We start from the raw sequence: 26,625 nt of genomic DNA on the forward strand, positions 1-26,625 counted from the left end.
TACGTCTGTAGTGGGACAGAGGGGACGTTGCGCGCGGCTCTGCCGGGCGGTGGGGCCGGGGGATCCCCGAGGTCCACCTACTCCCTACGCCGGAGCGGTGCCGTACGCAGTCGTCCTTGGGGATGAGCGCATCCGTCCCCGAACAGTGCGGTAATGGATGCAGACCCCGTACCGTGGGATCTGTTGCAGTACCTGGAGCTGGAGTCCGTCAGAAGGGGGCGCGCGAAGCCCATGAGCGGTGTCATGAAGCGTATGGGGATGATCTTCCGCGCGAAGGCGAACAAGGCCCTTGACCGGGCCGAGGACCCGCGCGAAACCCTCGATTACTCGTACCAGAAGCAGCTGGAGCTGCTGCAGAAGGTGCGCCGCGGCGTCGCGGATGTGGCGACCAGCCGCAAGCGCCTCGAACTGCAGCTCAACCAGCTCCAGAGCCAGTCCACCAAGCTGGAGGACCAGGGCCGCAAGGCACTCGCGCTCGGCCGCGAGGACCTGGCCCGCGAGGCGCTGTCCCGGCGTGCCGCCCTCCAGCAGCAGGTGACGGACCTGGAGACCCAGCACCAGACCCTGCAGGGTGAGGAGGAGAAGCTCACCCTCGCGGCCCAGCGCCTCCAGGCCAAGGTGGACGCCTTCCGCACGAAGAAGGAGACCATCAAGGCCACGTACACGGCGGCCCAGGCGCAGACCCGGATCGGCGAGGCGTTCTCCGGCATCTCCGAGGAGATGGGCGACGTCGGCATGGCCATCCAGCGTGCCGAGGACAAGACCGCCCAGCTCCAGGCGCGCGCCGGCGCGATCGACGAGCTGCTCGCCTCCGGGGCCCTCGACGACCAGTCCGGTATGGCCAAGGACGACATCCAGGCCGAGCTGGACCGGCTGTCCGGTGGTACGGATGTAGAGCTGGAGCTGCAGCGTATGAAGGCGGAGCTGGCCGGCGGGTCCTCGTCGCAGCAGGCGATCGAGGGCGGCACGGGCCAGTCCCAGTCTCAGACGCAGGACACTCCGCGCTTCGACAAGCAGTGACCGGCTCGACAAGCAGTGACCGACTGATCGGGGCCCACGCCTGAGGAGGGCGACATGATCGTACGGATCATGGGGGAGGGGCAGGTGAGGCTGGACGACAGCCACCTCACCGAACTGAACAAGCTGGACGACGAGCTGCTGGCGGAGATGGAGAACGGCGACGAGTCCGGCTTCCGCCGCACCCTCGGCGCCCTCCTGGAGTCGGTCCGCCGCCTCGGCGCTCCGCTCCCCGACGACGCGCTCGAACCCTCGGAACTGATCCTCCCCTCCCCGGACGCGACCCTCGCCGAGGTCCGGGAAATGCTGAGCGACGACGGCCTGATCCCCGGCTGAGCCCCCTCCGCGCCCCTGCAGGGGCGCGGGGAACTGCGCGACAAGCCCCCACCGGTCCGCGCCCAAAAGACCCAGGGGGGTCTGGGGGGCGGAGCCCCCCAGGTACGGGACGGGTAGGGGCGGAGGGGGCGAACAAACCCTCCCGGCGCTACCCCGTAGCACCGTTCCAAGCCCGGCAGGGCCCCCGTACCGTAAACGGAGTGAGCACCCTAGAGCGCACGAGGGACTGGCTGCGCGCCCACCCCCTCGCCCTGGACGCCGCCCTGGCCGCAGGCGTCCTCGCCAGCATGGTCGCCGGCTCCTTCGTAGACCCGCACGGCGAGAACGGCGCGACATGGGGCGCCCGCACCCCGAATGCTTTCAGCCTCACCCTGATGGTGCTCGGCGCCGCGGCCCTGGTCTTCCGCCGCCGCGCCCCCATGACGGTCCTCGCGGCCACCGGCGCCGTCTCCCTGGTGGAGCTGGCCACCGGCGACCCCAGAGCCCCGGTGGCGATGTCCGCCGTCGTCGCCCTCTACACCGTCGCGTCGGCCACCGACCGCCCCACGACCTGGCGCGTCGGACTGGTCACGATGACGGTCCTGACCGCGGTAGGGATGCTCGCCGGCCCGATGCCCTGGTACGCCCAGGAGAACCTCGGCATCTTCGCCTGGACCGGCATGGCCGCCGCAGCGGGCGACGCCGTACGCAGTCGGCGCGCCTTCGTGCACGCGATCAAGGAGCGTGCCGAACGCGCCGAACGCACCCGCGAGGAAGAGGCCCGCCGCCGCGTCGCCGAGGAGCGGCTGCGGATCGCCCGCGATCTGCACGACGTCGTCGCCCATCACATCGCCCTGGTGAACGTCCAGGCGGGGGTCGCCGCCCACGTCATGGACAAGCGGCCCGACCAAGCGAAGGAAGCCCTCGCCCACGTCCGCGAGGCCAGTCGGTCCGCCCTCAATGAACTCCGCGCCACGGTCGGGCTGTTGAGGCAGTCCGGAGATCCCGAAGCGCCCACCGAACCCGCCCCCGGCCTCGCCCGGCTCGACGAGCTCGCCGACACCTTCCGCAACGCCGGCCTCCCCGTCGAAGTCGCCCGCTGCGACCACGGCACCACCCTTCCCGCCGCCGTCGACCTCGCCGCGTACCGCGTCATCCAGGAAGCCCTCACCAATGTGCAGAAGCACGCGGGCCCGGAGGCGAAGGCCGAGGTCAGCGTCGTACGCGTGGGACCCAATGTGGAAGTCACGGTGCTCGACAACGGGCCCGGGCAGGACGGCGGGCCGGAGGAGGGCGGCGGGCACGGGCTGCTGGGCATGCGCGAGCGGGTCACCGCGCTCGGCGGCACCTGCACGGCCGGTCCCCGGTACGGAGGCGGCTTCCGGGTCCATGCGATCCTTCCGGTCAAGAACCGCACGCCTGCCATGGGGGACCCCGTATGACCATCCGTGTCCTGCTCGCCGACGACCAGGCATTGCTGCGCAGCGCCTTTCGCGTGCTCGTCGACTCCGAGCCCGACATGGAGGTCGTCGGCGAGGCGTCCGATGGCGCGGAGGCGGTCAGGCTGACCAGGGACGAGCGCGCCGATGTCGTCCTCATGGACATCCGGATGCCGGGGACCGACGGGCTCGCCGCCACCCGGCTGATCACCGCCGACCCGGGGCTCGCGCATGTACGGGTCGTGATGCTGACGACGTTCGAGGTCGACGAGTACGTGGTGCAGTCGCTGCGGGCCGGCGCGTCCGGGTTCCTCGGCAAGGGGGCCGAGCCCGAGGAGCTGCTGAACGCCATTCGGATCGCCGCGGGTGGCGAAGCGCTGTTGTCCCCGGCGGCCACCAAAGGGCTCATCGCCAAGTTCCTCGCGCAGGGCGACGGTTCGGACGACGAGCGGGATCCCGCCCGCGCCGAGCGGCTCGACGCGCTCACCGGGCGCGAGCGCGAAGTGCTCGTCCAGGTCGCCGGCGGGCACTCCAACGACGAGATCGCCGAGCGCCTCGAAGTCAGCCCGCTGACGGTGAAGACGCACGTCAACCGGGCCATGGCGAAGCTCGGCGCGCGCGACCGGGCCCAGCTGGTCGTCATCGCGTACGAGTCCGGGCTGGTACGTCCAAGGGTGGACTGAGCTCCACCCGGGCGTACTGCGCCTGGAGTAGGAGCCGTATAAGGAAATGGACCTGGGGGCGACGGATCGGCTCCCGTGGATGGCTCAGGGTGTGACACAGGGCGCTCACATGTGCGTGCTCCCGTAACTTCTGCACCTCTGGCCATGCCTGTCACTTCTGGCAGACATGCCACACCCGCCACGGAAGAGAGACCCGCCACCCATGTCCTGGCTGTCCCGATTCAGCCTCGCGCAACGGGCCCTCATAGGGCTGATGTCGATCGTCGCGCTCGCCTTCGGAGCGATCGCGATCCCCCAGCTCAAGCAGCAACTGCTGCCCACCATCGAACTGCCCATGGTCTCCGTGCTCGCGCCGTACCAGGGTGCGTCTCCCGACGTGGTGGAGAAGCAGGTCGTCGAGCCCATCGAGGACACCCTCGAAGCCGTCGACGGCATCACCGGTGTCACGTCCACGGCCGGCGAGGGCAACGCCGTGATCATGGCGTCCTTCGACTACGGCAACGACACCGAGCAGCTCGTCGCCGACGTCCAGCAGGCCGTCAACCGGGCCCGTGTCCAGCTCCCGGACGACATCGACCCGCAGGTCATCGCCGGCTCCACGGACGACATGCCGACCGTCGTCCTCGCCGTCACCTCGGACGCGGACCAGCAGGCCCTCTCCGACCAGCTCGACCGGACCGTCGTGCCCGACCTGAAGGACATCGACGGCGTCGGCCAGGTCACGGTCGACGGCGTACGGGACCTGCAGGTCACCGTCACGCCCGACGACAAGAAGCTGGCGAAGGCGGGCCTCACCTCCGCCGCCCTCGGCCAGGCCCTGCAGGCGGGCGGCGCGACCGTCCCCGCCGGCTCCTTCGACGAGGACGGCAGCAACCGCACCGTCCAGGTCGGCGGCGGCTTCACCTCGCTGCAGCAGATCCAGGACCTGATGGTCACCGGCCAGAGCGGCAAGAAGCCGGTGCGCCTCGGTGACATCGCCACCGTCAAGCAGCAGCAGGCCACGGCCGACTCCATCACGCGTACCGACGGCCGCCCGAGCCTCGCCGTGAACGTCACCATGGACCACGACGGCAGCGCGGTCGCCATCTCGGACGCGGTCAAGGACAAGCTGGCGGACATGCGGGGGGACCTGGGGGCCGGGGCGACGATCACGGTCGTCAGCGACCAGGGCCCGGCGGTCTCGAAGTCCATCCACGGCCTGACCACGGAAGGCGCGCTGGGCCTGCTCTTCGCGGTCCTCGTCATCCTGGTCTTCCTGGCGTCGATCCGCTCGACGCTCGTCACGGCGGTGTCCATCCCGCTGTCGGTGGTCCTCGCCCTGATCGTGCTGTGGACCCGGGACCTGTCGCTCAACATGCTCACGCTCGGCGCGCTCACGATCGCCATCGGCCGCGTCGTCGACGACTCGATCGTCGTCCTGGAGAACATCAAGCGGCACCTCGGATACGGCGAGGAGCGCGAGGAGGCCATCCTCAAGGCGGTCCGCGAGGTCGCCGGCGCGGTTACCTCGTCGACCCTCACCACGGTCGCCGTCTTCCTGCCGATCGGCCTGGCCGGTGGCATGGTGGGCGAGCTGTTCGGCTCCTTCAGCCTGACGGTCACGGCGGCGCTGCTCGCCTCCCTGCTCGTCTCGCTGACGGTCGTCCCCGTCCTGTCGTACTGGTTCCTGCGCGCCCCGAAGGGCACCCCGGCGGACGCGCAGGAGGCGCGCCGCAAGGCGGAGGAGAAGGAGGCGAGGAGCAGGCTCCAGCGCTTCTACGTCCCCGTCCTGCGCTTCGCGACCCGTCGCCGTCTGACCAGTGTGCTGATCGCGGTCGTGATCCTCGTCGGCACGGGCGGCCTCGCGACCATGCTGAAGACGAACTTCTTCGACCAGGGCGACCAGGAAGTCCTCACCGTCAAGCAGGAGTTGAAGCCGGGCACCAGCCTGGCGGCGACCGACGCACAGGCGAGGAAGGTCGAGAAGCTGCTGGACGGCGTCAAGGGCGTCAAGGACTACCAGGTCACGGTCGGCTCCTCCGGCTTCATGGCCGCCTTCGGCGGCGGCACGGACAGCAACCAGGCCTCGTACCAGGTCATGCTGGAGGACTCGGCGTCGTACGAGGATGTCCAGGACCGCATCGAGGAGGGGCTCGGCGAACTCTCCGGCATCGGCACGACCACGGTCGCTGCCGGTGACGGGTTCGGCAACCAGGACCTCAGCGTCGTCGTGAAGGCGGCCGACGCTGACGTGCTGCGCAAGGCGGCCGACCAGGTGCGCGACGAGGTCGCGAAGCTCGACCACGTCACGGACGTGACGAGCGACCTGGCGCAGAGCGTGCCGCGCATCTCGGTCAGGGCCAACTCCAAGGCCGCGGCGGCCGGTTTCAACGACACGACGCTCGGTGCGGCCGTCGCCGAGGCGGTCCGCGGCACGACCAGCGGCAAGGCGATCCTGGACGACACCGAGCGGGACGTCGTCATCAGGTCGGCGAAGCCGGCCGGCACGCTGGACGAGCTGAGGAACCTCCGGCTGGGCGCGGTGAAGCTCGCTGACATCGCGAAGGTGAAGCTGGTCGACGGTCCGGTCTCGATGACCCGGATCGACGGTCAGCGGGCCGCCACGATCACGGCGAAGCCGACCGGCGACAACACCGGTGCGGTCAGCGCCGACCTCACCTCGAAGCTGAAGGCGCTGAAGCTCCCCGCGGGTGCGACGGCGGAGATCGGCGGCGTCTCGCAGGACCAGGACGAGGCGTTCGCGTCCCTGGGCCTGGCGATGCTGGCGGCGATCGCGATCGTCTTCATGCTGCTGGTGGCGACCTTCCGCTCCCTCGTCCAGCCGCTGATCCTGCTGGTGTCGATCCCGTTCGCGGCGACCGGTGCGATCGGCCTGCTGGTCGCCACCGGCACCCCGATGGGCGTACCGGCGATGATCGGCATGCTGATGCTCATCGGCATCGTGGTGACGAACGCGATCGTGCTGATCGACCTGATCAACCAGTACCGCCGACAGGGCTACGGCACGGTCGAGGCGGTCATCGAGGGCGGCCGCCACCGTCTGCGCCCGATCCTCATGACGGCCCTGGCGACGATCTTCGCCCTCCTCCCGATGGCCCTCGGCGTCACCGGCGAAGGCGGCTTCATCGCCCAGCCCCTGGCCGTCGTCGTCATCGGCGGCCTGATCACATCGACCCTGCTGACCCTCCTGCTCGTCCCGACGCTCTACACGGTGATCGAACTCCGCAAGGAGCGCCGGGCGAAGAAGAGGGCGGCGAAGCGAGCGAAGAAGACCGGAACGCCCTCCCAGCCGACGCCGGCTGCGGACGAACCGGAACCCGCGGGCGTCTAGCCAGTCGTTCGGGTGCGGGGCCTCGGCCGCCCTGCATAAGGTCTGGGGGCTGTGCCCCCAGCCCCCAGCAGCACGGAGGCCGGGTCCGCACGACGTGCGGACCCGGCCTCCGTCGGACCTCGACCCAATGGTGGGCGGGTGGGTGGGAACGAGTCGCCGCGGAGCGGCAGACCCCGCACCCGCGCATGGCGGGAAGCCCCTGCCGGGTGGGCCGGCCGCCACACAAGCGATGGGGTGCTCCCCAGCAAGAGGGGCACCCCATCGGCGTACGCACAGCGCGAGCGTTACGGCAGCGCCAGCATCCGCTCCAGCGCCAGCTTGGCGAACTGCTCGGTCTCCCGGTCCACCTCGATGCGGTTGACGAGGTTGCCCTCGGCGAGCGACTCCAGGGCCCACACCAGGTGCGGCAGGTCGATGCGGTTCATCGTCGAGCAGAAGCAGACCGTCTTGTCGAGGAAGACGATCTCCTTGCCCTCGGGCGCGAAACGGTTCGCGAGCCGCCGTACGAGGTTCAGCTCCGTGCCGATCGCCCACTTGGAGCCGGCGGGGGCGGCCTCCAGCGCCTTGATGATGTACTCCGTGGAACCCACGTAGTCCGCCGCCGCGACGACCTCGTGCTTGCACTCGGGGTGGACGAGGACGTTCACGCCGGGGATCCGCTCGCGGACGTCGTTCACGGAGTCCAGCGAGAAGCGGCCGTGGACCGAGCAGTGGCCCCGCCACAGGATCATCTTCGCGTCGCGCAGCTGCTCCGCCGTCAGCCCGCCGTTCGGCTTGTGCGGGTTGTAGACGACGCAGTCGTCGAGGGACATGCCCATGTCGCGGACCGCGGTGTTGCGGCCGAGGTGCTGGTCGGGCAGGAAGAGTACCTTCGACCCCTGCTCGAAGGCCCACTCAAGGGCCCGCTGGGCGTTGGAGGAGGTGCAGATCGTGCCCCCGTGCTTGCCCGTGAACGCCTTGATGTCCGCGGACGAGTTCATGTACGAGACCGGTACGACCTGCTCGGCTATCCCGGCCTCGGTCAGCACGTCCCAGCACTCGGCGACCTGCTCGGCGGTGGCCATGTCGGCCATCGAGCAGCCCGCGGCGAGGTCCGGCAGCACGACCTTCTGGTCGTCGCTCGTCAGGATGTCGGCCGACTCCGCCATGAAGTGCACACCGCAGAAGACGATGTACTCGGCCTCCGGGCGCGCTGCCGCGTCCCGGGCCAGCTTGAAGGAGTCGCCCGTGACGTCCGCGAACTGGATGACCTCGTCGCGCTGGTAGTGGTGGCCGAGCACGAAGACCTTGTCCCCGAGCTTCTCCTTGGCCGCGCGGGCGCGCTCCACCAGGTCCGGGTCGGAGGGCGAGGGCAGGTCGCCGGGACACTCGACGCCCCGCTCGCTCCTCGGGTCGGCCTCGCGGCCGAGCAGCAGCAGGGCGAGGGGCGTCGGCTGTACGTCGAGCTCCTGGGTCTGGGCGGTGGTCACGACACGCACCCTTTCTGTTCTGCGGCTCGCCGGGCTCGTAAGGAAGCGGGCCCGGCGGAACGATGCCTTTTCGTCGAATTGACGCTATCTATCATAACCGCTTCACGTCACGTTGACGATGTCCATAGCGTCGATGTGACGTGAATCCCGGTCGCCTCTACGGCAGGTGACATACAGGTGTCGGCCGGGTTGTCCGTGGGGTTGTCCACAGGTCGGTGTTCGTGTCTGGGCGCATGTGCGAGCATGAAGAGAGAAGGCACAAGACACGCGCTCGGCCCGGAATGAATCCGCGGCCCCGCCGGTTGCAACCGTCGGCAAGCAGTCTCCGTACAACCCGGGAGAGAAGCAGATGTCCGTATCGGACGAGACCACCACCGTGAGCGACGGCATCATCCTGTCCGACGCCGCCGCGGCCAAGGTCAAGGCCCTGCTCGACCAGGAAGGCCGCGACGATCTGGCACTGCGCGTCGCCGTTCAGCCCGGCGGCTGCTCCGGCCTGCGCTACCAGCTCTTCTTCGACGAGCGCTCCCTCGACGGCGATGTCGTCAAGGACTTCGGCGGCGTCAAGGTCGTCACCGACCGCATGAGCGCCCCGTACCTGGGCGGCGCGTCCATCGACTTCGTGGACACCATCGAGAAGCAGGGCTTCACGATCGACAACCCGAACGCGACGGGCTCCTGCGCCTGCGGCGACTCCTTCAGCTAAAACCGGCAGCTCCCTCAGCCAAAGCCGGCAGCCCACGGCTGACTCCATGCTGAGAACGCGATAACCGCGTACGAAGGCGGCGTCCCCCTCCGACAGGGACGCCGCCTTCGCGTATCCGGAGCCGCCGCGCCGCTACTGGGGCTGCGTCGCATTCTGATTCCGAGCGCCCGGGGACTGCACCGAGACGCCCGGCACCTTCCCCTCCGGGATCTCCTTGCCGTCCGACCCCACGACCTTGCGGTCACCGAGCGGCTGGTCCAGGTGCACCGTCTTCTCGTAGATCTTGGCGATCAGGATGCAGATCTTGTCCGGCCAGGGCTTCTCGGTGACCGTGACGGTCACCTTGTCGGAGCTCTCGCTCGCCGAGGCCGAGTAGTCGGCGCACACCCCGCCCGTGAAGCTGACCGTCAGGTCCTTCCCGTCGACGGTGTAGCCCTGCACCTTGACGTCACGGGTGGTCGGGGCCGCGGTCGGTTCGTCGCCCGGCGCGGTCGGCGACGGGGTCGGGCTCGGCTCCGCGGTCGGCCCCCCGGAGGCCTTCGGCGAGGTCAGGTACCGCGGATCGACCGCCGGATGCGTGACCGTGAAGCTGTCGTCGGCGCCGTTCGTGCGGACGTCGAACAGCCAGGACGGCACCAGCGTCTGCCGCCCGTTCGCGTAGTGCGTCGCCAGCCCGAAGGTGGCCTTCTCGACGGTCACCGCCTGAGGCGCCGGCGTCACCGTCGTGTGCTCGCACGGCATCTCGTCCCGGTCCTTCAGTGGTACGGGACTGGCGCAGCCGCCGATGCCCTTGCGCCCGCCGCCCGACGCGGACGCCGAGCCGTTCATCAGGTCGAGGGTCTTCTGCGCACTGATGACGGGGTACGTGTCGCCCTTCACCGGTGCCTTCAACTGGCCGCTGCCGCTGAAGACTTCGCCCTCGGAGTTGACCTGGAGGCCGGTCGTCCAGCCGTACGTCGGCAGCCCGCCGATCACCGGGTCGGCGTTCACCACACGTACCCGGTCATCGTTCATGAGCTGGCTCGCGTCCAGCTTCGCGTCGTCCTGACCGATCGCCTTCAGCACCGGAGCGGCCGCCTTCTTGGCCTCCTCCTCGCTCACCGCCGCCGGGCGCAGACCGGCCAGGCCGCTCGACCCGACCGGTACACAGCGCTTGCCCTTGGGGCAGTTGTCGGTCCCCGGCACATACGAGCTGAACGTCCAGGTCCCCGGCGCGTTCAGGCTCACCCGCAGGTTCGGCTGCGAACCGTCGTGCGTGGAGCCGACCGTCCAGCCGTCGCCGACCAGCCGCGGTGTGCCCTTCAGGCCGAGGGCCTTCGCGAGGCGGGCCACCTCGTCCTTCGTCACCTCGCCCTTCGCCCAGTACACGGGCGCCGAGTCCGGGCCGCCGGGCAGCTTGCCGTCCGCGTGGTAGGTCGCGCCGTACGGGTTGGGCTCGCCGGGCGCGATGCCGTTCGTCCTGCCCGTACCGCTGGTGCCCTCGGAGTAGCCGTCGAGGGCGAGGGGCGGGGGAGTGCCGTTGCCACCGGGCGTGGAGGAGTGGTCCTCGGAACCGCCGGACGCCGTCGTCGCGAAGTACGCCCCGCCGCCCCCGACCAGCAGGACCGCGGCCGCGACCGAGGCGACGACCAACGGCGAATGCCGGCGGCGCGGCCTGGCCGGCTCGGCGCCCTCGGCGGGACCCTCGACGGGATCGGTCGCGTCCTTGTCGGGTCGCTCGGTGCTCACCGCATCGCTCCTTCGGCTCACTGCTGTCCCAGATGACCCGGCCCTGCCAAAAAAGGGCACTGAAGGGTCGTATACCGCATCCCCAATACGGGGGACAGCGATGGGACGCAGCGGGGGAGCGCACGGTTCCCTGCGGGCGCTCTCCGAATTCCCCCGTTCGGCGTCGCCCGTTCGGCTCAGGGCCTGATCAGTCGCCGTAGTCGGACATCGCGTCCAGCAGCCGTGCGGAGGTCGGCGGCACGGTCACCCCGTGGATGAGCGAGGGAGACACCGGGAGGGGAGTGACCGGCGCGGGTGCCGACCAGTGCCGGGCCATCCGGGCGCAGTCGCCGCGCAGCGACGCCAGATCGCCTTCGAGGTCGCTCACGAGGCCGAGCGGTGCGGAGCCGTGGACCTTGAGGTTCGTCATACCGGAACCGTATGCACCGGTGCCGTCACGAAGAAAGATCTACTATCGGGTAGTTTTGCCCGCTTCAGTGAGCCCGTGCGGACCGGGTAGCGTGAACTGTCAATCCCCTCCCCTCGCAGGAGCGTGTCCTAGCCGTGCGTATCGCAGTCACCGGCTCCATCGCCACCGACCACCTCATGACCTTCCCCGGCCGTTTCGCCGACCAGCTCGTCGCGGATCAGCTGCACACGGTCTCCCTCTCCTTCCTGGTCGACAACCTCGACGTACGCCGGGGCGGGGTCGGCGCGAACATCGCCTTCGGCATGGGCCAGCTCGGCACCCGGCCGATCCTGGTCGGGGCGGCGGGCTCCGACTTCGACGAATACCGCGCCTGGCTGGACCGCCATGGCGTCGACACCGGCTCGGTCCGCATCTCCGAGGTGCTGCACACCGCGCGCTTCGTGTGCACCACCGACGCCGACCACAACCAGATCGGCTCGTTCTACACGGGCGCGATGAGCGAGGCCCGCCTCATCGAGCTCAAGGCCGTCGCGGACCGGGTCGACGGCCTCGACCTCGTCCTGATCGGGGCGGACGACCCCGAGGCGATGCTGCGCCACACCGAGGAGTGCCGCTCCCGCCAGATCCCCTTCGCGGCCGACTTCTCCCAGCAGATCGCCCGGATGAACGGCGACGAGATCCGGATACTGCTGGACGGGGCGACCTACCTCTTCTCGAACGAGTACGAGAAGGGGCTCATCGAGTCCAAGACCGGCTGGACGGACGAGGAGATCCTCGCCAAGGTCGGCCACCGCGTGACGACCCTCGGTGCGCAGGGTGTGCGCATCGAACGGGCCGGCGAGGACCCGATCGAGGTCGGCTGCCCGGAGGAGGAGCGCAAGGCCGACCCCACGGGCGTCGGCGACGCGTTCCGCGCGGGCTTCCTCTCCGGCCTCGCCTGGGGCGTCTCCCTCGAGCGCGCCGCCCAGGTCGGCTGCATGCTCGCCACGCTGGTCATCGAGACGGTCGGCACCCAGGAGTACCAGCTGCGCCGCGCCCACTTCATGGACCGCTTCACCAAGGCGTACGGCCATGACGCCGCCGCCGAGGTCCAGGCCCACCTCGCGTAACGACGTACCTACGAGAGCCGGCGGACCACATAGGCCGAGCCCCGGTCCGCCGGCTCCTCACCCACGTACTCCTGCCCGCGCATCTCGCACCACGCCGGGATGTCCAGCCGGGCCGCCTCGTCGTCGGAGAGGACGCGGACCGTGCCGCCCACCGGCACGTCCCCGATGACCTTCGCCAGCTCGATCACCGGGATGGGGCAGCGCTTGCCCAGGGAATCCACGACCAGGGTGTCGGCGGCCGCAGGCGCCTTCGTCGGCGCCGCCGGAGCCCCCAGCTTCTCGCGGACCGCGGAGACCGTGCCCGGGAGCACCGAAAGGAAGCGGTCGACGTCTTCTTCCGGCGTGCTCGGCGGCAGTGACACGCGGATGTTGCCCTCGCTCAGGACGCCCATCGCCTTCAGGACATGGCTGGGCGTCAGCGTGCTGCTCGTGCACGACGATCCCGAGGAGACCGAGAAGCCGGCGCGGTCCAGTTCGTGCAGGAGTGTCTCTCCGTCGACATAGAGACAGGAGAAGGTGACGATCCCCGGCAGCCGGTGCTCCGCGTCGCCGACCACCTCCACGTCCGGGACGAGTTCGGGGACGCGACCGCGGATCCGCTCCGTCAGCTCCCGCAGCCGTTCGGCCTCCGCGGCCGACTCCGCGCGTACGGCGCGCAGCGAGGCCGCCGCCGCCACGATCGCGGGGATGTTCTCGAACCCGGCCGCCCGCCCCGACTCCCGCTCGTCCACGGCCCCTTGGGGAGCGAACCGCACCCCTTTGCGTACGACGAGGAGACCGACCCCCGAAGGGCCACCCCACTTATGGGCACTTGCCGTGAGCAGGGACCAGTCGCCCTCCACCCGCCCCCAGCCCAGCGACTGCGCCGCGTCCACCAGCAGCGGCACCCCGGCCGCCCGGCACGCCTCGGCCACCGCGGCCACCGGCTGCTCCGTACCCACCTCGTGGTTGGCGGACTGCAGACAGGCGAGCGCGGTGTCGGGGCGCAGGGCGTCCGCGTACGCGGAAGGGGACACCCGGCCCGCGCGGTCGACCGGGATCTGTGTCACCGGCCCGCCCGCCGCCTCATGGACGTCTGCCGAATGGAGCACCGACGAGTGTTCGACCGCTGACACGATCAGGTGGCGTCCGACGCGGCGGCGGCCGGCCAGGGCACCCTCGATCCCGGCGTGCACCGCCCGCGTACCGGACGCGGTGAAGACCAGCTCGTCCGGGCGGCAGCCCACCGCCTCGGCCGCCGCCTCCCGCGCCGCGTCGAGCAGCAGCCGGGCCCGCCTTCCCTCCCGGTAGAGCCGGGCAGGATCGGCCCACCCCTCGTCGAGCGAGGCCTGCAGGGCCTGCCGGGCGACGGGGTGGAGGGGAGCAGCGGAAGCAGCATCGAAGTAGGCCACACAGCAACGCTAAATCCTCCGGCCAGGGAAGGGGGGCGCGGGGGGAACGGCGCGATCGGCCACGGACGACCCGCAGTCGCCGACGGACGTGGCCGACCGGGCCACCAAGCGCCCCAAACCCCCGTCAGAAGGCACTCGGAGCCGGGCATTCCACCCCTTCGGGGTGCCTCGCGGCGCGTTGGGCACCCTCCCCGCGCGACCCCAAATAGCGTCCAGTAGGGTTTGGTCCGCATAAACATCCAAACCCCTGCCCGACGCAGGGCGGCGACCGACCAGCGAGAAGGCCGCAGCCAGTAGCGCGGGCGAGACTCTCGGGAAGGCGCTACGTGAGTCCCAACGGCTCCGACCGCTCGCCGCGGCGCCCGATGCGGCGGAAGCTGCTGCAGGCAATGACTGCGGGCCTGGTCCTGGCGACAGCCACCGGTTGCTCGTACAACTGGGAAGACTTCCCCCGCCTTGGTATGCCCACCCCGGTCACGGAAGAGGCTCCGCGGATCCTCTCGCTGTGGCAGGGGTCCTGGGCGGCCGCGCTCGCCGTCGGCGTGCTGGTGTGGGGCCTGATCCTGTGGGCGGCCATGTTCCACCGGCGCAGCCGCACCAAGGTCGAGGTTCCTCCGCAGACCCGGTACAACATGCCCATCGAGGCGCTGTACACGGTGGTCCCGCTCATCATCGTCTCGGTGCTGTTCTACTTCACCGCCCGCGACGAGTCGAAGCTCCTCAGTCTCTCCCCGAAGCCCGACGTCACGGTCAACGTGGTCGGCTTCCAGTGGAGCTGGGGCTTCAACTACATCGCGGACGTCCCCGGTTCCACCGGGAACGCCAAGATCGACCCGAACCTGGCCGCCATTCCGGACCGGTTCAAGGAAGACTTCCCGGCGAACGCCGGCGGTGTCTACGACGTCGGCACGCCCGGCACGCGGAACCCGCAGACGGGCAACCCCGGCCCGACCCTGTGGCTTCCCAAGGGCAAGACGGTCCGCTTCGTTCTCACTTCGCGTGACGTCATCCACTCCTTCTGGGTGGTGCCGTTCCTGATGAAGCAGGACGTCATCCCGGGCCACACCAACGCCTTCCAGGTGACCCCCAACAAGGAGGGCACCTTCCTGGGCAAGTGCGCCGAACTCTGCGGCGTCGACCACTCCCGGATGCTCTTCAACGTGAAGGTCGTCTCCCCCGAGCGCTACGAGGCCCACCTCAAGGAGCTCGCGGCGAAGGGTCAGACCGGTTACGTCCCGGCCGGTATTGAGCAGACGGGCCACGAGAAGAACCGGGAGACGAACAACCTGTGAGCATCCTCAACGAACCCCAGGGTGCCGCCGCAGCCGAAGACTCGTACGAGAACGAGCTGCCGGTACGGCGCAAGCAGCCCGGCAACGTCGTGATCAAGTGGCTCACCACCACTGACCACAAGACGATCGGCACGCTGTATCTGGTCACGTCGTTCGCGTTCTTCGTGATCGGTGGCGTCATGGCGCTGCTCATGCGCGCCGAACTCGCCCGGCCGGGTCTGCAGATCATGTCGAACGAGCAGTTCAACCAGGCGTTCACGATGCACGGCACGATCATGCTGCTGATGTTCGCCACCCCGCTGTTCGCCGGTTTCGCGAACTGGATCATGCCGCTGCAGATCGGCGCGCCCGACGTGGCGTTCCCGCGGCTGAACATGTTCGCCTACTGGCTCTACCTGTTCGGCTCGCTCATCGCGGTCGGCGGCTTCCTCACCCCGCAGGGCGCGGCCGACTTCGGCTGGTTCGCCTACAGCCCGCTGTCGGACGCGGTCCGCTCGCCGGGCATCGGCGCCGACATGTGGATCATGGGTCTGGCCTTCTCCGGCTTCGGCACGATCCTCGGCTCGGTCAACTTCATCACCACGATCATCTGCATGCGTGCCCCCGGCATGACGATGTTCCGCATGCCGATCTTCGTGTGGAACGTGCTGCTGACCGGTGTGCTGGTCCTGCTGGCCTTCCCGGTCCTCGCGGCCGCGCTGTTCGCCCTGGAGGCGGACCGCAAGTTCGGCGCCCACATCTTCGACGCGGCCAACGGCGGAGCCCTGCTCTGGCAACACCTCTTCTGGTTCTTCGGTCATCCAGAGGTGTACATCATCGCGCTGCCATTCTTCGGCATCATTTCCGAAGTCATCCCAGTGTTCTCGCGCAAGCCGATGTTCGGCTACATGGGCCTCATCGCCGCCACCATCTCCATCGCCGGTCTGTCCGTGACCGTGTGGGCCCACCACATGTACGTCACCGGCGGCGTATTGCTGCCGTTCTTCTCCTTCATGACGTTCCTGATCGCCGTGCCAACGGGCGTGAAGTTCTTCAACTGGATCGGAACGATGTGGAAGGGGTCCCTGAGTTTCGAGACCCCGATGCTCTGGGCCACCGGCTTCCTGATCACCTTCACCTTCGGTGGTCTGACGGGCGTCATCCTGGCCTCCCCGCCGATGGACTTCCACGTCTCGGACTCGTACTTCGTGGTGGCGCACTTCCACTACGTGGTCTTCGGCACCGTGGTGTTCGCGATGTTCTCCGGCTTCCACTTCTGGTGGCCGAAGATGACGGGCAAGATGCTCGACGAGCGCCTCGGCAAGATCACCTTCTGGACGCTGTTCGTGGGCTTCCACGGCACGTTCCTCGTCCAGCACTGGCTGGGCGCGGAGGGTATGCCGCGCCGGTACGCGGACTACCTCGCGGCCGACGGCTTCACCGCACTGAACACGATCTCGACGATCAGCTCGTTCCTGCTCGGCCTGTCGATCCTGCCGTTCCTCTACAACGTGTGGAAGACGGCCAAGTACGGCAAGCCGGTCGGCGTCGACGACCCGTGGGGCTACGGCCGTTCGCTGGAGTGGGCCACCTCGTGCCCGCCGCCGCGGCACAACTTCCTCACCCTGCCGCGGATCCGCAGTGAATCCCCGGCGTTCGACCTGCACCACCCGGAGATCGCCGCGCTCGAGCAGCTCGAGAGCGCCGGTCACGGTACGTCGGCTCTGTCTGGTGGCAAGGAGGCCGGCAAGTGAAGGTCCAAGGCAAGATGTTCATCTGGCTGGCCGTCTTCATCCTCGTCATGGCGATCGTCTATGGCGTGTGGTCGAAGGAGCCGGCCGGCACCACGGCGCTCTTCCTGGCCTTCGGCCTGAGCATGATGATCGGCTACTACCTGGCCTTCACGGCCCGGCGGATCGACGCGCTGGCGCAGGACAACAAGGACGCGGACGTCGCGGACGAGGCCGGCGAGGTGGGCTTCTTCAGCCCGCACAGCTGGCAGCCGCTCGCGCTCGGCGTCGGTGGCGCGCTCGCCTTCCTGGGCATCGTCTTCGGGTGGTGGCTGCTCTACTTCTCGGCCCCGATCATCATGATCGGTCTGTGGGGCTGGGTCTTCGAGTACTACCGCGGTGAGAACCGCACGCAGTAACACGCGCTGAACGCCCGGGAGCCCGGACACTCCGTCAGGAGGGTCCGGGCTCCCTCGTTTGCTCTACATCGTGTCCCTCACACGGCTCACTCGCCGCGCCGTAGTTGACGGTCGTTCATAGCGTGAAGCCATGAACCACTCACCGCGCATCCGCACGGTCGTCAGCTGCACCACGCTGGTGGTCGCCCTCGGCGCGGCCGTCACCGCCTGCAGTTCCGACGGCCACCCGCTCTCGGCGAAGCCGTACGACGCGGCGGGGCAGATCTCCTTCAACGGCAGCGGCGACAGCCGGAAGGTCGACCCCGACAAGCCTCTGGAAATCACCGCCACGGGCGACGACGGACGCATCACCGACGTCACGGCCACGGACGCCTCAGGTCGCTACGTCGCGGGCGAACTCGCCGCCGACGGCAGCCGCTGGCACAGCACCTCACCGCTGGCCGCGGGGGCCCACTACACGGTGTGGGTGAGCACCGAGGACGAGGACGGCGCCCCCGGCCGCAAGGTCATCGACTTCGACACCATCACACCCAAGACGAAGAAGCAGCTGGACGTGAAGTTCGGGCCCGAGGCGGGCAAGTACGGCGTCGGTCAGCCCGTCACCGCCGCACTCAGCGTCCCCGTCAAGGACAAGGCCGCCCGCGCGGTCGTCGAGCGCGCCCTCAAGGTCGACTCGGAGCCCGCCGTGGAGGGCGCCTGGCACTGGGTGGACGACAAGACGCTGCACTACCGCCCCAAGGAGTACTGGCCCACGAACGCCACCGTCCAGGCGCACAGCAACCTCACGGGCATAAAAATCGCCGACCGTCTCTGGGGCGGCAACGCCAAGTCCCTCAAAATCACCACGGGCGACCGCCTCATCGCCGTCACGGACGCCTCCGCGCACTCCATGACGGTCTACCGCGACGACGAGGCCATCAAGCAGATCCCCGTCACCACCGGCAAACCCGGCTTCGAGACCCGCAACGGCGTCAAGGTCGTCCTCGGCAAGGAGTACTTCGTACGGATGCGCGGTACCACCGTAGGCATCGCCGAGGGCTCCGCGGACTCGTACGACCTGCCCGTGTACTACGCGACCCGCGTCACCTGGAGCGGCGAGTACGTGCACGCGGCGCCCTGGTCCGTGGGCGACCAGGGGTACGCCAACGTCAGCCACGGGTGCACCGGGATGAGCACCGCCAACGCCCAGTGGTTCTTCAACAATGTGCGCCAGGGCGACATCGTGAAGGTCCAGAACTCCAACGGCGCCATGATGGCGCCGTTCACCAACGGCTTCGGCGACTGGAACCTCGACTGGAAGAAATGGCGCGAGGGCAGCGCCCTGGTGGCCGGGGTTCCCGAGGGCCCGACTCCGCAGGACAGGGCCAGACTGCGCCCCGAGTCAGTGTGAGCTTGGGCTGTGCGCCCCGTAAGGGGCGCGGGGCCGTGCCATGTACGGCTCCGCCGCACGGGCGCGACAAGCCACAATCAACCCGCGGCCGCCGAACCACAAGGGGACCCGAGCTCTCAGGCGCCCGTAAGAGCCTTACGACGCAGCAGAGAGGCCAGCGCAGAGGCGAACTCCACCGGATCCACCGGCAGCGTCACGGCGGCGTCCGCACGGCTCCAGGTAGCCAGCCAGGCATCCTGGGGCCGCCCGATCAGCACCAGCACGGGCGGACAGTTGAAGACCTCGTCCTTGATCTGACGGCACACCCCCATGCCGCCCATGGGCACGGCCTCACCGTCCAGCACACAGACGTCGATCCCGCCCTTGTCCAGCTCCTTGATCACGGCGCCGGGCGTCGCGCACTCCACGAACTCGACGGAGGGAACGTCCGGAGCGGGCCGGCGCCCGGTAGCGAGCCGCACCTGTTCGCGGGTGTTGGAGTCGTCGCTGTAGACGAGCACCGTGGCGGTCGGCTGCATTGTTCCTCCACGCATCTAAGACGCACAGCATTGGTCGGGAACCACTGGTACCGATGGCGCGGATGCTACTCCCTTGAACACCTCGTCAACACCGGTTCGGACAGGGCTTCGATGGGCCATACGGGCTGGACACACCCCGTCAACACTCCGAACGGCACCCCCCGGGGTGAGGGCGGGATAAGCGACCGACATAATGTCGGTCGTGGCGACAGCAACGACAGTAGAAACCGGGCACGCGCACCCGTCGGTCAATCGGCCGAACCTCACCAGCGTCGGAACCATCATCTGGCTGAGTTCCGAGCTGATGTTCTTCGCGGCCCTCTTCGCGATGTACTTCACCCTGCGATCGGTGACCGGGCCGGAGCACTGGAAGGAAATGGCCGAGAGCCTGAACTTCCCGTTCTCGGCGACGAACACCACGATCCTGGTGCTCTCCTCCCTGACCTGCCAGCTCGGCGTGTTCGCCGCCGAGCGCGGGGACGTGAAGAAGCTCCGGATGTGGTTCATCGTCACCTTCATCATGGGTGCGATCTTCATCGGCGGTCAGGTCTTCGAGTACACCGAACTGGTCAAGAAGGACGGGCTCTCGCTCTCCTCCGACCCGTACGGCTCGGTGTTCTACCTGACCACCGGCTTCCACGGACTGCACGTGACGGGCGGTCTCATCGCCTTCCTGCTGGTCCTGGGCCGCACCTACGCGGCCCGGAGGTTCACCCATGAGCAGGCGACCGCCGCCATCGTCGTGTCCTACTACTGGCACTTCGTCGATGTCGTCTGGATCGGCCTCTTCGCCACGATCTACATGATCAAGTAATCGGGCCCACCGCCCGAAACATCCAGAAGCATCGACGCAGAAGATCCTGACACCGGGGTAATCCGTGAAAAAGCTCTCCGCACGACGACGCCATCCGCTGGCGGCGGTCGTCGTCCTACTCATCGCGCTGGCGGCCACCGGGGGGCTGTACACCGCCTTCGCACCCGCGGGCCAGGCGCAAGCCGATGAGACCGCCCAGTCCCTCGCCATCGACGAGGGCAAGAAGCTGTACTCCGTGGGCTGCGCAAGCTGCCACGGCACCGGCGGTCAGGGCACCTCCGACGGGCCGAGCCTCGTGGGCGTCGGCGCCGCGGCGGTCGACTTCCAGGTCGGTACCGGCCGTATGCCGGCCCAGCAGCCGGGCGCGCAGGTCCCGAAGAAGAAGGTCATCTACTCGCAGGCCGAGATCGACCAGCTCGCGGCGTACATCGCCTCGCTCGGTGCCGGTCCCTCGATCCCGACCAAGAGCCAGGTCAACCCCGAGGGCGCGGACATCGCCAAGGGCGGCGAGCTCTTCCGTACCAACTGCGCGCAGTGCCACAACTTCACCGGCAAGGGCGGCGCATTGACGCACGGCAAGTTCGCGCCCAGCCTGGACGGTGTCGACCCGAAGCACATCTACGAGGCCATGCAGACCGGCCCGCAGAACATGCCGTCCTTCCCCGACACGACGCTGTCGGAGAAGAACAAGAAGGACATCATCGCGTACCTCGACGCGGTCAACGGTGACGACACCGAGAACCCCGGCGGTCTCGAACTGGGCGGCCTCGGGCCGGTCACTGAAGGACTGTTCTCCTGGATCTTCGGACTCGGCGCCCTGATCGCCGTCGCCGTCTGGGTCGCCGCTCGGACCGCAAAGGCCAAGAAGTCATGAGTAGCCAAGACATTCCAGAAGAGAACGTGCCCGCTGAGCGGGCCACCGACGAGCACGGTCAAGCGGTAGCCGTCGCGGACGAGAAGAACCCGTTCGCGGACCCGGGACTGCCGCCCCACGAGCACCGCGTCCAGGACATCGACGAGCGGGCCGCCAGGCGGTCCGAGCGCACCGTCGCCATGCTGTTCACGCTGTCGATGCTGGCCACCGTCGCCTTCATCGTCTCGTACGTGGCGATCCCGAACGACAAGTCGATCTTCGTGTTCCCGATCGGGCACATCAGCGCGCTGAACTTCGCGCTGGGGCTGACCCTCGGTGTGGCGCTGTTCTCGATCGGCGCGGGCGCGGTCCACTGGGCCCGCACGCTGATGTCCGACGTGGAGATCGTCGACGAGCGTCACGCGATCGAGGCGGAGCCCGAGGTCAAGGCCAAGGTCATGGCCGACTTCAAGCAGGGCGCCAAGGAGTCCGCGCTCGGCCGCCGCAAGCTGATCCGCAACACGATGTTCGGCGCGCTGGCCCTGTTCCCGCTCTCCGGCGTCATGCTGCTGCGCGACCTCGGCCCGCTGCCCGGCACCAAGCTGCGCCACACGATCTGGTCCAAGGGCAAGCTCCTCGTCAACATGAACACGAACGAGCCGCTGCGTCCCTCGGACGTCGCCGTCGGTTCGCTCACCTTCGCCAAGCCCGAGGGCTTGGAGGAGCACGACGAGGACTTCCAGAAGGAGATCGCCAAGGCGGCCCTGATGATCGTCCGGATCCAGCCGGACAACATCAAGGACAAGCAGGAACTCGAGTGGTCCTACGAGGGAATCGTGGCCTACTCGAAGATCTGCACCCACGTCGGGTGCCCGGTCTCCCTGTACGAGCAGCAGACGCACCACGCCCTCTGCCCGTGCCACCAGTCCACCTTCGACCTCTCCGACGGTGCCCGAGTCATCTTCGGCCCGGCCGGTCACGCCCTGCCGCAGCTGCGCATCGGTGTGAACGACGAGGGCTACCTCGAGGCGCTCGGCGACTTCGAAGAGCCCGTCGGTCCTGCATTCTGGGAGCGCGGATGAGCACTACCACCACCTCCGACTCGCGCTCGCCGCGCGAGAAGGCGCCCGCCGGCGAGCGGGTGGCCGACTGGGCCGACGGCCGTCTGGGGATCTACTCCCTGGCCAAGTCCAACATGCGCAAGATCTTCCCCGACCACTGGTCGTTCATGTTGGGTGAGGTCTGCCTCTACAGCTTCATCATCATCATCCTCACGGGTGTGTATCTGACGCTGTTCTTCCACCCGTCGATGAACGAGGTGGAGTACCACGGCAGCTACATCCCGCTGCAGGGCCAGCTGATGTCCGAGGCGTTCAACTCGACCATGCACATCTCCTTCGATGTGCGCGGTGGTCTGCTGATCCGGCAGATCCACCACTGGGCGGCGCTGATCTTCCTCGCCGGCATGTTCGTGCACATGATGCGCGTGTTCTTCACGGGTGCGTTCCGCAAGCCGCGTGAGGTCAACTGGCTGTTCGGCTTCCTGCTGTTCGTCCTGGGCATGTTCACCGGCTTCACCGGTTACTCGCTCCCGGACGACCTGCTCTCCGGCACCGGTGTCCGCTTCATGGAGGGCGCGGTCCTGTCCGTGCCGATCGTCGGCACGTACCTGTCGTTCTTCCTCTTCGGCGGAGAGTTCCCGGGCGGCGACTTCGTGGCCCGCTTCTACTCGGTCCACATCCTGCTGCTGCCGGGCATCATGCTCGGCCTGGTGGTCGGCCACCTGATCCTGGTCTTCTACCACAAGCACACGCAGTTCGCGGGCCCCGGACGGACCAACAAGAACGTCGTCGGCATGCCGCTCCTTCCGGTCTACATGGCCAAGGCCGGAGGCTTCTTCTTCCTGGTCTTCGGTGCCATCGCGGCCATCGCGGCGGTCGCTCAGATCAACCCGATCTGGGCCATGGGCCCCTACCGTCCGGACCAGGTGTCCACCGGCGCCCAGCCCGACTGGTACATGGGCTTCTCCGAGGGCCTGATCCGCTTCATGCCGGGCTGGGAGGTCAACCTCTGGGGTCACACGCTCGTCCTGGGTGTGTTCATCCCGCTGATGATCTTCCCGCTGGTCCTGGTCGCGATCGCGGTCTACCCGTTCATCGAGTCCTGGATCACCGGCGACAAGCGCGAGCACCACATCCTGGACCGCCCGCGCAACGCCCCGACGCGTACCGGCATCGGCGTCGCGTGGATCACCCTGTACATGGGGCTGCTGATCGGTGGCGGCAACGACCTGTGGGCCACGCACTTCCACCTGTCGATCAACACGGTCACCTGGTTCGTGCGGATCTTCTTCTTCGTCGGACCGGTCCTCGCGTTCCTCATCACCAAGCGGATCTGCCTCGGCCTCCAGCGCCGCGACCGGGACAAGGTGCTGCACGGCCGCGAGTCGGGCATCATCAAGCGCCTGCCGCACGGTGAGTTCATCGAGGTCCACGAGCCGCTGCCGCAGTCGTCGCTGCACGCCCTCACGGCGCACGAGCAGTACCTGCCGGCCGAGATCGGCCCGACGGTCGACGAGAACGGTGTCGAGCGCAAGGTCACGGGCACGCAGCGGCTGCGCGCCAAGCTCAGCAAGGGCTTCTACGGGGAGAACAACCAGATCCCCAAGCCCACGGTCGAGGAGTACAAGGAGATCACGAGCGGCCACGGCCACCACTGATCCTCTGATCGGTCCTTATTGATCGCCACGGCTGGAGCCCCGTCCATTGCATGGACGGGGCTCTTTGCCGTCTCCCGGGCTGGATAGGGTGTTCCCATCCCTATAAGGAGTCCCTTTCCGGGACTGAACCAGGAGCGGCTTATGAGCGCTGTGAACCCCGCTGGAGGCGACACCGCGGCGGGCCGTTCCTGGCCCCAGGTGCTGAACGGCCTGCTCGACGGCCGTGACCAGAGCGCGGACGACACGGCCTGGGCGATGGACCGCATCATGCGCGGCGAGGCGACGGACGCGCAGATCGCCGGTTTCGCGGTGGCGCTGCGGGCCAAGGGCGAGACGGTCGAGGAGATCTCCGGGCTCGTCCGGACGATGTACGAGCACGCCAATGTGATCGAGGTGCCGGGGCCGACCGTCGACATCGTCGGTACGGGCGGCGACGGCGCGAAGACCGTCAACATCTCCACGATGTCGGCGATCGTGGTGGCCGGGACCGGCGCCAAGGTCGTCAAGCACGGCAACCGTGCGGCGTCCTCGGCCTCCGGTGCCTCGGACGTCCTGGAGAAGCTCGGCGTCAACCTCGAGCTGCCCCTGAAGCGGGTCGCCGAGGTGGCCGAGGAGGCCGGGATCACCTTCTGCTTCGCGGTGAAGTTCCATCCGGCGCTGCGTCATGTGGCGGCGGCGCGGGGTCAGTTGGGGATCCGGACGACGTTCAATGTCCTCGGGCCGCTGACGAATCCGGCGCGGGTGCGGGCGCAGGCGGTCGGGGTCGCGGATCTGCGCATGGCGCCGATCGTGGCGGGCGTCTTCGCCGAGCGCGGCAACTCCTCGCTGGTCTTCCGCGGCGACGACGGCCTCGACGAGCTGACCACCACGTCGACGTCCAAGGTCTGGGTCGTCCGCGACGGCAAGGTGACCGAGGAGCGCTTCGATCCGCGCGACGTCGGTATCGACCTCGTCCCTGTGGAGGCCCTGCGCGGCGCCGACGCGTCGTACAACGCGGACGTGGCCCGTCGACTGCTGAACGGCGAGACCGGGCCCGTACGGGACGCGGTGCTGCTGAACTCGGCGGCGGCCCTGGTGGCGCTGTCGCCGGGCGACGCGCCGCTGGTGGACCAGATCCGCGCGGGCATGGCGAAGGCGGCGGAGGCCATCGACTCCGGGGCGGCGAAGAGGACGCTGGAGCGGTGGGTGGCGGCCACCAACGCATGAGCCGTACGCCGACTCCGAGCCCATTGAGCCGTACGTCGGCTCCGAGGCCGTACGTGAGGTGACGCGAGGCGCAGTCCGGATCCTGGACTGCGCCTTGCGCGTCGAAGATCTTCTGGCAAGATGCTGTACCAGGTCATGAGCGACAGCCATCAGGCCCCGGCCGGCTGTCCGGCAACCCTCCGTCCGTGGCGGGGTGCCCCGGGTGAAGACCAGGCCGTAGGCAGCGAGGTCTACGGCAAGCGCGGACCCCTCGCACGCTTTCAAATAAGCGCGGTACCAGGGGTCCTGGTCGTTCGAGGGAGCCTTCTGTGAGCAAGCGAATGCGATAGGGCGTAGAGCCCCGCCTCCGCATACCCCCTTTCCACCCTTCCCGCGCTGAGCCGTATTCCGGTGTACCCGATCCCGGTGTACCCGGTACCCGCTCGCGCGGTGATTCCTTCTGCCTCTCACAGGAGCTCGCCATGTCTGTCTTCACCGCTGCCGCCGACCAGACCGTTTGTGCCCCTCTGCCCGTCCTGGGGCGAGATGTCACCGTCCCGCTCGTCACCGGTGGCGAGGTCACCTACGCCGCGCTCGACTACGCCGCCAGTGCCCCGGCCCTGCAGCGGGTGTGGGACGACGTGGCCGCATACGCCCCGTACTACGGCAGCGTGCACCGCGGTGCCGGGTACCTGTCGCAGCTGTCCACCGACCTGTTCGAGAACGCTCGCAAGACCGTCGCCGAGTTCCTGGACTGCCGCGAGGGCGACCAGGTGATCTTCACCCGGTCCACCACCGACTCACTCAACCTGCTCGCCGCCACCCTTCCGGCCGACTGCCAGGTCTTCGTCTTCGAGACCGAGCACCACGCCTCGCTGCTGCCGTGGCGGGATGCCCGGGTGACGTACCTGAACGCCCCGCGCACGCCTGACGAGGCCGTCGCGACGCTGGAGCGCGCGCTCGCCGACCGCGACCCGTACGGGCCGGCCCTCGTCTGCGTCACCGGGGCCTCGAACGTCACCGGTGAGCTGTGGCCGGTGCGGGAGCTCGCCGCGGCCGCGCACGCGCACGGCGCGCGTATCGTCCTCGACGCCGCGCAGCTGGCCCCGCATCACCCGGTGTCCGTCCGCGACCTGGACGTCGACTGGGTCGCCTTCTCCGGCCACAAGCTGTACGCGCCCTTCGGCTCCGGTGTCCTCGCGGGCCGCTCCGACTGGCTGCGCGAGGCCGAGCCGTACCTCGCGGGCGGCGGTGCGAGCCGGAAGGTCGCGCGGCGTACGGATGGTGGCGTGGACGTGGAGTGGCACGAGAGTGCGGCGCGGCACGAGGCCGGGTCGCCGAACGTGATCGGCGCCTACTCGATCGCGTCGGCCTGCAAGGCGCTGGCGGAGGCCGGCTTCGAGGGGCTCGTCGCCCGGGAGCAGCACCTGATCGACACGGTCCGCGCGGGGCTGGCCGAGGTGCCCGAGGTGCGGGTCCTCTCCCTCTTCGGTGACGACGCGCCGCGCGTCGGCGTCATCTCCTTCGTCGTCGAGGGGTGGAACAGCTCGCACTTCGCCGCCGCGCTCTCCGCTGAGTACGGCATCGGGGTCCGGGATGGCCTCTTCTGCGCCCACCCGCTGGTGCGCACCCTCCTCGGCAGCGACCCGGGGACCCAGGGCGAGTGCGGCGCCCCCGAGGCCGCGCCCGGCGAGAAGTCCCTCAACGCCATCCGCGTCAGCTTCGGCGCGGGCACTCCCGACGAGCACGTCCAGCGCTTCGTGACCGCCGTGAAGGAACTCGTACGGGACGGCGCGAAGTGGAACTACCGCACGGAGGACGGCCGCTGCGTCCCGGCGGTCTGACCCGACCGCAGGTGGGTGGGGGCTCGGGCGGGTGGGTCTTTCGCCCCCGCCGCCCCTACCCGTCCCCTCCACCTGGGGCTCCGCCCCAGACCCCGCGAGGGGGCACTGCCCCAGCCCCGGCGAGTGGGCGCTGCCCCAGACCCCGTGAGGGGCGCCGCCCCAGACTCGGCGAGGGGGCGCCGCCCTCTGGACTTTCCCGCACGGGGCTCCGCCCCCAGGGCCCCCTCGGGGCTCCGTCCTTGACCCGCCCGGGGCTCCGCCCCCGTCCCCGCCCGGGGCTCCGCC

At 69.0% G+C, this 26,625-nt stretch carries 22 protein-coding genes and 1 riboswitch; of the genes, 17 read left to right on the forward strand and 5 right to left on the reverse strand.

The genetic code is table 11. From position 1 onward, the window contains the following. The first annotated feature begins 231 nt into the window (after positions 1-231). The 5 genes from ACFY0T_RS34320 (at position 232) to ACFY0T_RS34340 (ending at position 6,785) form a co-directional block, all read left to right on the forward strand. Positions 232-1,020 carry a PspA/IM30 family protein gene (locus ACFY0T_RS34320; protein ID WP_388880062.1) on the forward strand — a complete coding sequence of 263 codons (789 nt, stop codon included), beginning with the start codon at positions 232-234 and terminating at the stop codon, positions 1,018-1,020. Positions 1,021-1,074: 54 nt separating this feature from the next. Continuing rightward, on the forward strand, positions 1,075-1,353 hold the full coding sequence (locus ACFY0T_RS34325; RefSeq protein WP_388879562.1) for a hypothetical protein: 279 nt from the start codon (positions 1,075-1,077) through the stop codon (positions 1,351-1,353). 200 nt (positions 1,354-1,553) lie between these two features. Beyond that, positions 1,554-2,774, forward strand: coding sequence for a sensor histidine kinase (locus ACFY0T_RS34330; RefSeq protein WP_388879566.1), 1,221 nt, complete (start codon positions 1,554-1,556; stop codon positions 2,772-2,774). After that, the gene (locus tag ACFY0T_RS34335) at positions 2,771-3,454 is read left to right on the forward strand and encodes a response regulator (RefSeq protein WP_388879569.1); all 684 of its coding nucleotides are present in this window, start codon (positions 2,771-2,773) and stop codon (positions 3,452-3,454) included. Before ACFY0T_RS34330 ends, ACFY0T_RS34335 begins: the two co-directional genes overlap by 4 nt. A 202-nt stretch (positions 3,455-3,656) precedes the next feature. Beyond that, positions 3,657-6,785, forward strand: coding sequence for an efflux RND transporter permease subunit (locus tag ACFY0T_RS34340; RefSeq protein WP_388879572.1), 3,129 nt, complete (start codon positions 3,657-3,659; stop codon positions 6,783-6,785). Between the two features lie 284 nt (positions 6,786-7,069). Here ACFY0T_RS34340 and nadA read toward each other — a convergent pair whose 3' ends face one another. Continuing rightward, positions 7,070-8,254: a quinolinate synthase NadA gene (nadA, locus tag ACFY0T_RS34345; RefSeq protein WP_388879575.1), complete on the reverse strand. Its 1,185-nt coding sequence runs from the start codon at positions 8,252-8,254 to the stop codon at positions 7,070-7,072. A 349-nt stretch (positions 8,255-8,603) separates the two neighbouring features. Here nadA and ACFY0T_RS34350 point away from each other — a divergent pair, with 349 nt between their 5' ends. Then, positions 8,604-8,960, forward strand: coding sequence for an iron-sulfur cluster assembly accessory protein (locus tag ACFY0T_RS34350; RefSeq protein ID WP_028805207.1), 357 nt, complete (start codon positions 8,604-8,606; stop codon positions 8,958-8,960). Between the two features lie 132 nt (positions 8,961-9,092). Here ACFY0T_RS34350 and ACFY0T_RS34355 read toward each other — a convergent pair whose 3' ends face one another. Beyond that, positions 9,093-10,688 (reverse strand): hypothetical protein, encoded by a 1,596-nt coding sequence (locus ACFY0T_RS34355; RefSeq protein WP_388879579.1) that lies wholly within the window; start codon positions 10,686-10,688, stop codon positions 9,093-9,095. A gap of 187 nt (positions 10,689-10,875) precedes the next feature. Continuing rightward, a complete protein-coding gene (locus ACFY0T_RS34360; RefSeq protein WP_388879582.1) occupies positions 10,876-11,097 on the reverse strand; it encodes a hypothetical protein in 222 nt (73 codons plus the stop codon). Between the two features lie 134 nt (positions 11,098-11,231). On the opposite strand from ACFY0T_RS34360, the gene ACFY0T_RS34365 reads away from it, so the two are divergent. Next, positions 11,232-12,206, forward strand: coding sequence for a carbohydrate kinase family protein (locus ACFY0T_RS34365; protein ID WP_388879585.1), 975 nt, complete (start codon positions 11,232-11,234; stop codon positions 12,204-12,206). 8 nt (positions 12,207-12,214) lie between these two features. Here the strand turns inward: ACFY0T_RS34365 and ACFY0T_RS34370 are convergent, their stop codons facing one another. Continuing rightward, complete coding sequence (locus ACFY0T_RS34370; protein WP_388879588.1) at positions 12,215-13,597, reverse strand: cysteine desulfurase/sulfurtransferase TusA family protein; 1,383 nt, start codon at positions 13,595-13,597, stop codon at positions 12,215-12,217. A gap of 326 nt (positions 13,598-13,923) precedes the next feature. On the opposite strand from ACFY0T_RS34370, the gene coxB reads away from it, so the two are divergent. The 4 genes from coxB (at position 13,924) to ACFY0T_RS34390 (ending at position 18,407) form a co-directional block, all read left to right on the forward strand. Then, the gene (coxB, locus tag ACFY0T_RS34375; protein ID WP_388879591.1) at positions 13,924-14,889 is read left to right on the forward strand and encodes a cytochrome c oxidase subunit II; all 966 of its coding nucleotides are present in this window, start codon (positions 13,924-13,926) and stop codon (positions 14,887-14,889) included. Beyond that, the gene (gene ctaD, locus ACFY0T_RS34380; protein ID WP_388879594.1) at positions 14,886-16,622 is read left to right on the forward strand and encodes a cytochrome c oxidase subunit I; all 1,737 of its coding nucleotides are present in this window, start codon (positions 14,886-14,888) and stop codon (positions 16,620-16,622) included. The genes coxB and ctaD overlap by 4 nt, the downstream gene beginning before the upstream one ends. Continuing rightward, positions 16,619-17,017, forward strand: a complete 399-nt coding sequence (locus ACFY0T_RS34385) for a cytochrome c oxidase subunit 4 (protein WP_388879597.1) — start codon at positions 16,619-16,621, stop codon at positions 17,015-17,017. Before ctaD ends, ACFY0T_RS34385 begins: the two co-directional genes overlap by 4 nt. A 130-nt stretch (positions 17,018-17,147) precedes the next feature. After that, positions 17,148-18,407 carry an Ig-like domain-containing protein gene (locus ACFY0T_RS34390; RefSeq protein WP_388879600.1) on the forward strand — a complete coding sequence of 420 codons (1,260 nt, stop codon included), beginning with the start codon at positions 17,148-17,150 and terminating at the stop codon, positions 18,405-18,407. A 116-nt stretch (positions 18,408-18,523) separates the two neighbouring features. Here ACFY0T_RS34390 and ACFY0T_RS34395 read toward each other — a convergent pair whose 3' ends face one another. Further along, positions 18,524-18,925 carry a hypothetical protein gene (locus tag ACFY0T_RS34395; protein ID WP_388879603.1) on the reverse strand — a complete coding sequence of 134 codons (402 nt, stop codon included), beginning with the start codon at positions 18,923-18,925 and terminating at the stop codon, positions 18,524-18,526. Positions 18,926-19,118: 193 nt separating this feature from the next. On the opposite strand from ACFY0T_RS34395, the gene ACFY0T_RS34400 reads away from it, so the two are divergent. The 6 genes from ACFY0T_RS34400 (at position 19,119) to ACFY0T_RS34425 (ending at position 26,340) form a co-directional block, all read left to right on the forward strand. Beyond that, positions 19,119-19,739, forward strand: a complete 621-nt coding sequence (locus ACFY0T_RS34400; RefSeq protein ID WP_388879606.1) for a heme-copper oxidase subunit III — start codon at positions 19,119-19,121, stop codon at positions 19,737-19,739. 64 nt (positions 19,740-19,803) lie between these two features. Next, complete coding sequence (locus tag ACFY0T_RS34405; protein ID WP_388879609.1) at positions 19,804-20,613, forward strand: c-type cytochrome; 810 nt, start codon at positions 19,804-19,806, stop codon at positions 20,611-20,613. After that, a complete protein-coding gene (locus tag ACFY0T_RS34410; protein ID WP_388879612.1) occupies positions 20,610-21,674 on the forward strand; it encodes a Rieske 2Fe-2S domain-containing protein in 1,065 nt (354 codons plus the stop codon). The genes ACFY0T_RS34405 and ACFY0T_RS34410 overlap by 4 nt, the downstream gene beginning before the upstream one ends. Further along, the gene (locus tag ACFY0T_RS34415; RefSeq protein WP_388879615.1) at positions 21,671-23,311 is read left to right on the forward strand and encodes a cytochrome bc complex cytochrome b subunit; all 1,641 of its coding nucleotides are present in this window, start codon (positions 21,671-21,673) and stop codon (positions 23,309-23,311) included. The genes ACFY0T_RS34410 and ACFY0T_RS34415 overlap by 4 nt, the downstream gene beginning before the upstream one ends. Before the next feature lie 141 nt (positions 23,312-23,452). Continuing rightward, positions 23,453-24,517 carry an anthranilate phosphoribosyltransferase gene (gene trpD, locus ACFY0T_RS34420; protein ID WP_388879618.1) on the forward strand — a complete coding sequence of 355 codons (1,065 nt, stop codon included), beginning with the start codon at positions 23,453-23,455 and terminating at the stop codon, positions 24,515-24,517. Positions 24,518-24,648: 131 nt separating this feature from the next. Then, positions 24,649-24,765, forward strand: a riboswitch (SAM riboswitch). A gap of 213 nt (positions 24,766-24,978) precedes the next feature. Continuing rightward, positions 24,979-26,340: an aminotransferase class V-fold PLP-dependent enzyme gene (locus tag ACFY0T_RS34425; RefSeq protein WP_388879621.1), complete on the forward strand. Its 1,362-nt coding sequence runs from the start codon at positions 24,979-24,981 to the stop codon at positions 26,338-26,340. The last annotated feature ends 285 nt before the right edge of the window (positions 26,341-26,625 follow it).

Source organism: Streptomyces sp. NPDC001530 (assembly GCF_042894545.1).
Classification (GTDB): Bacteria; Actinomycetota; Actinomycetes; order Streptomycetales; family Streptomycetaceae; genus Streptomyces.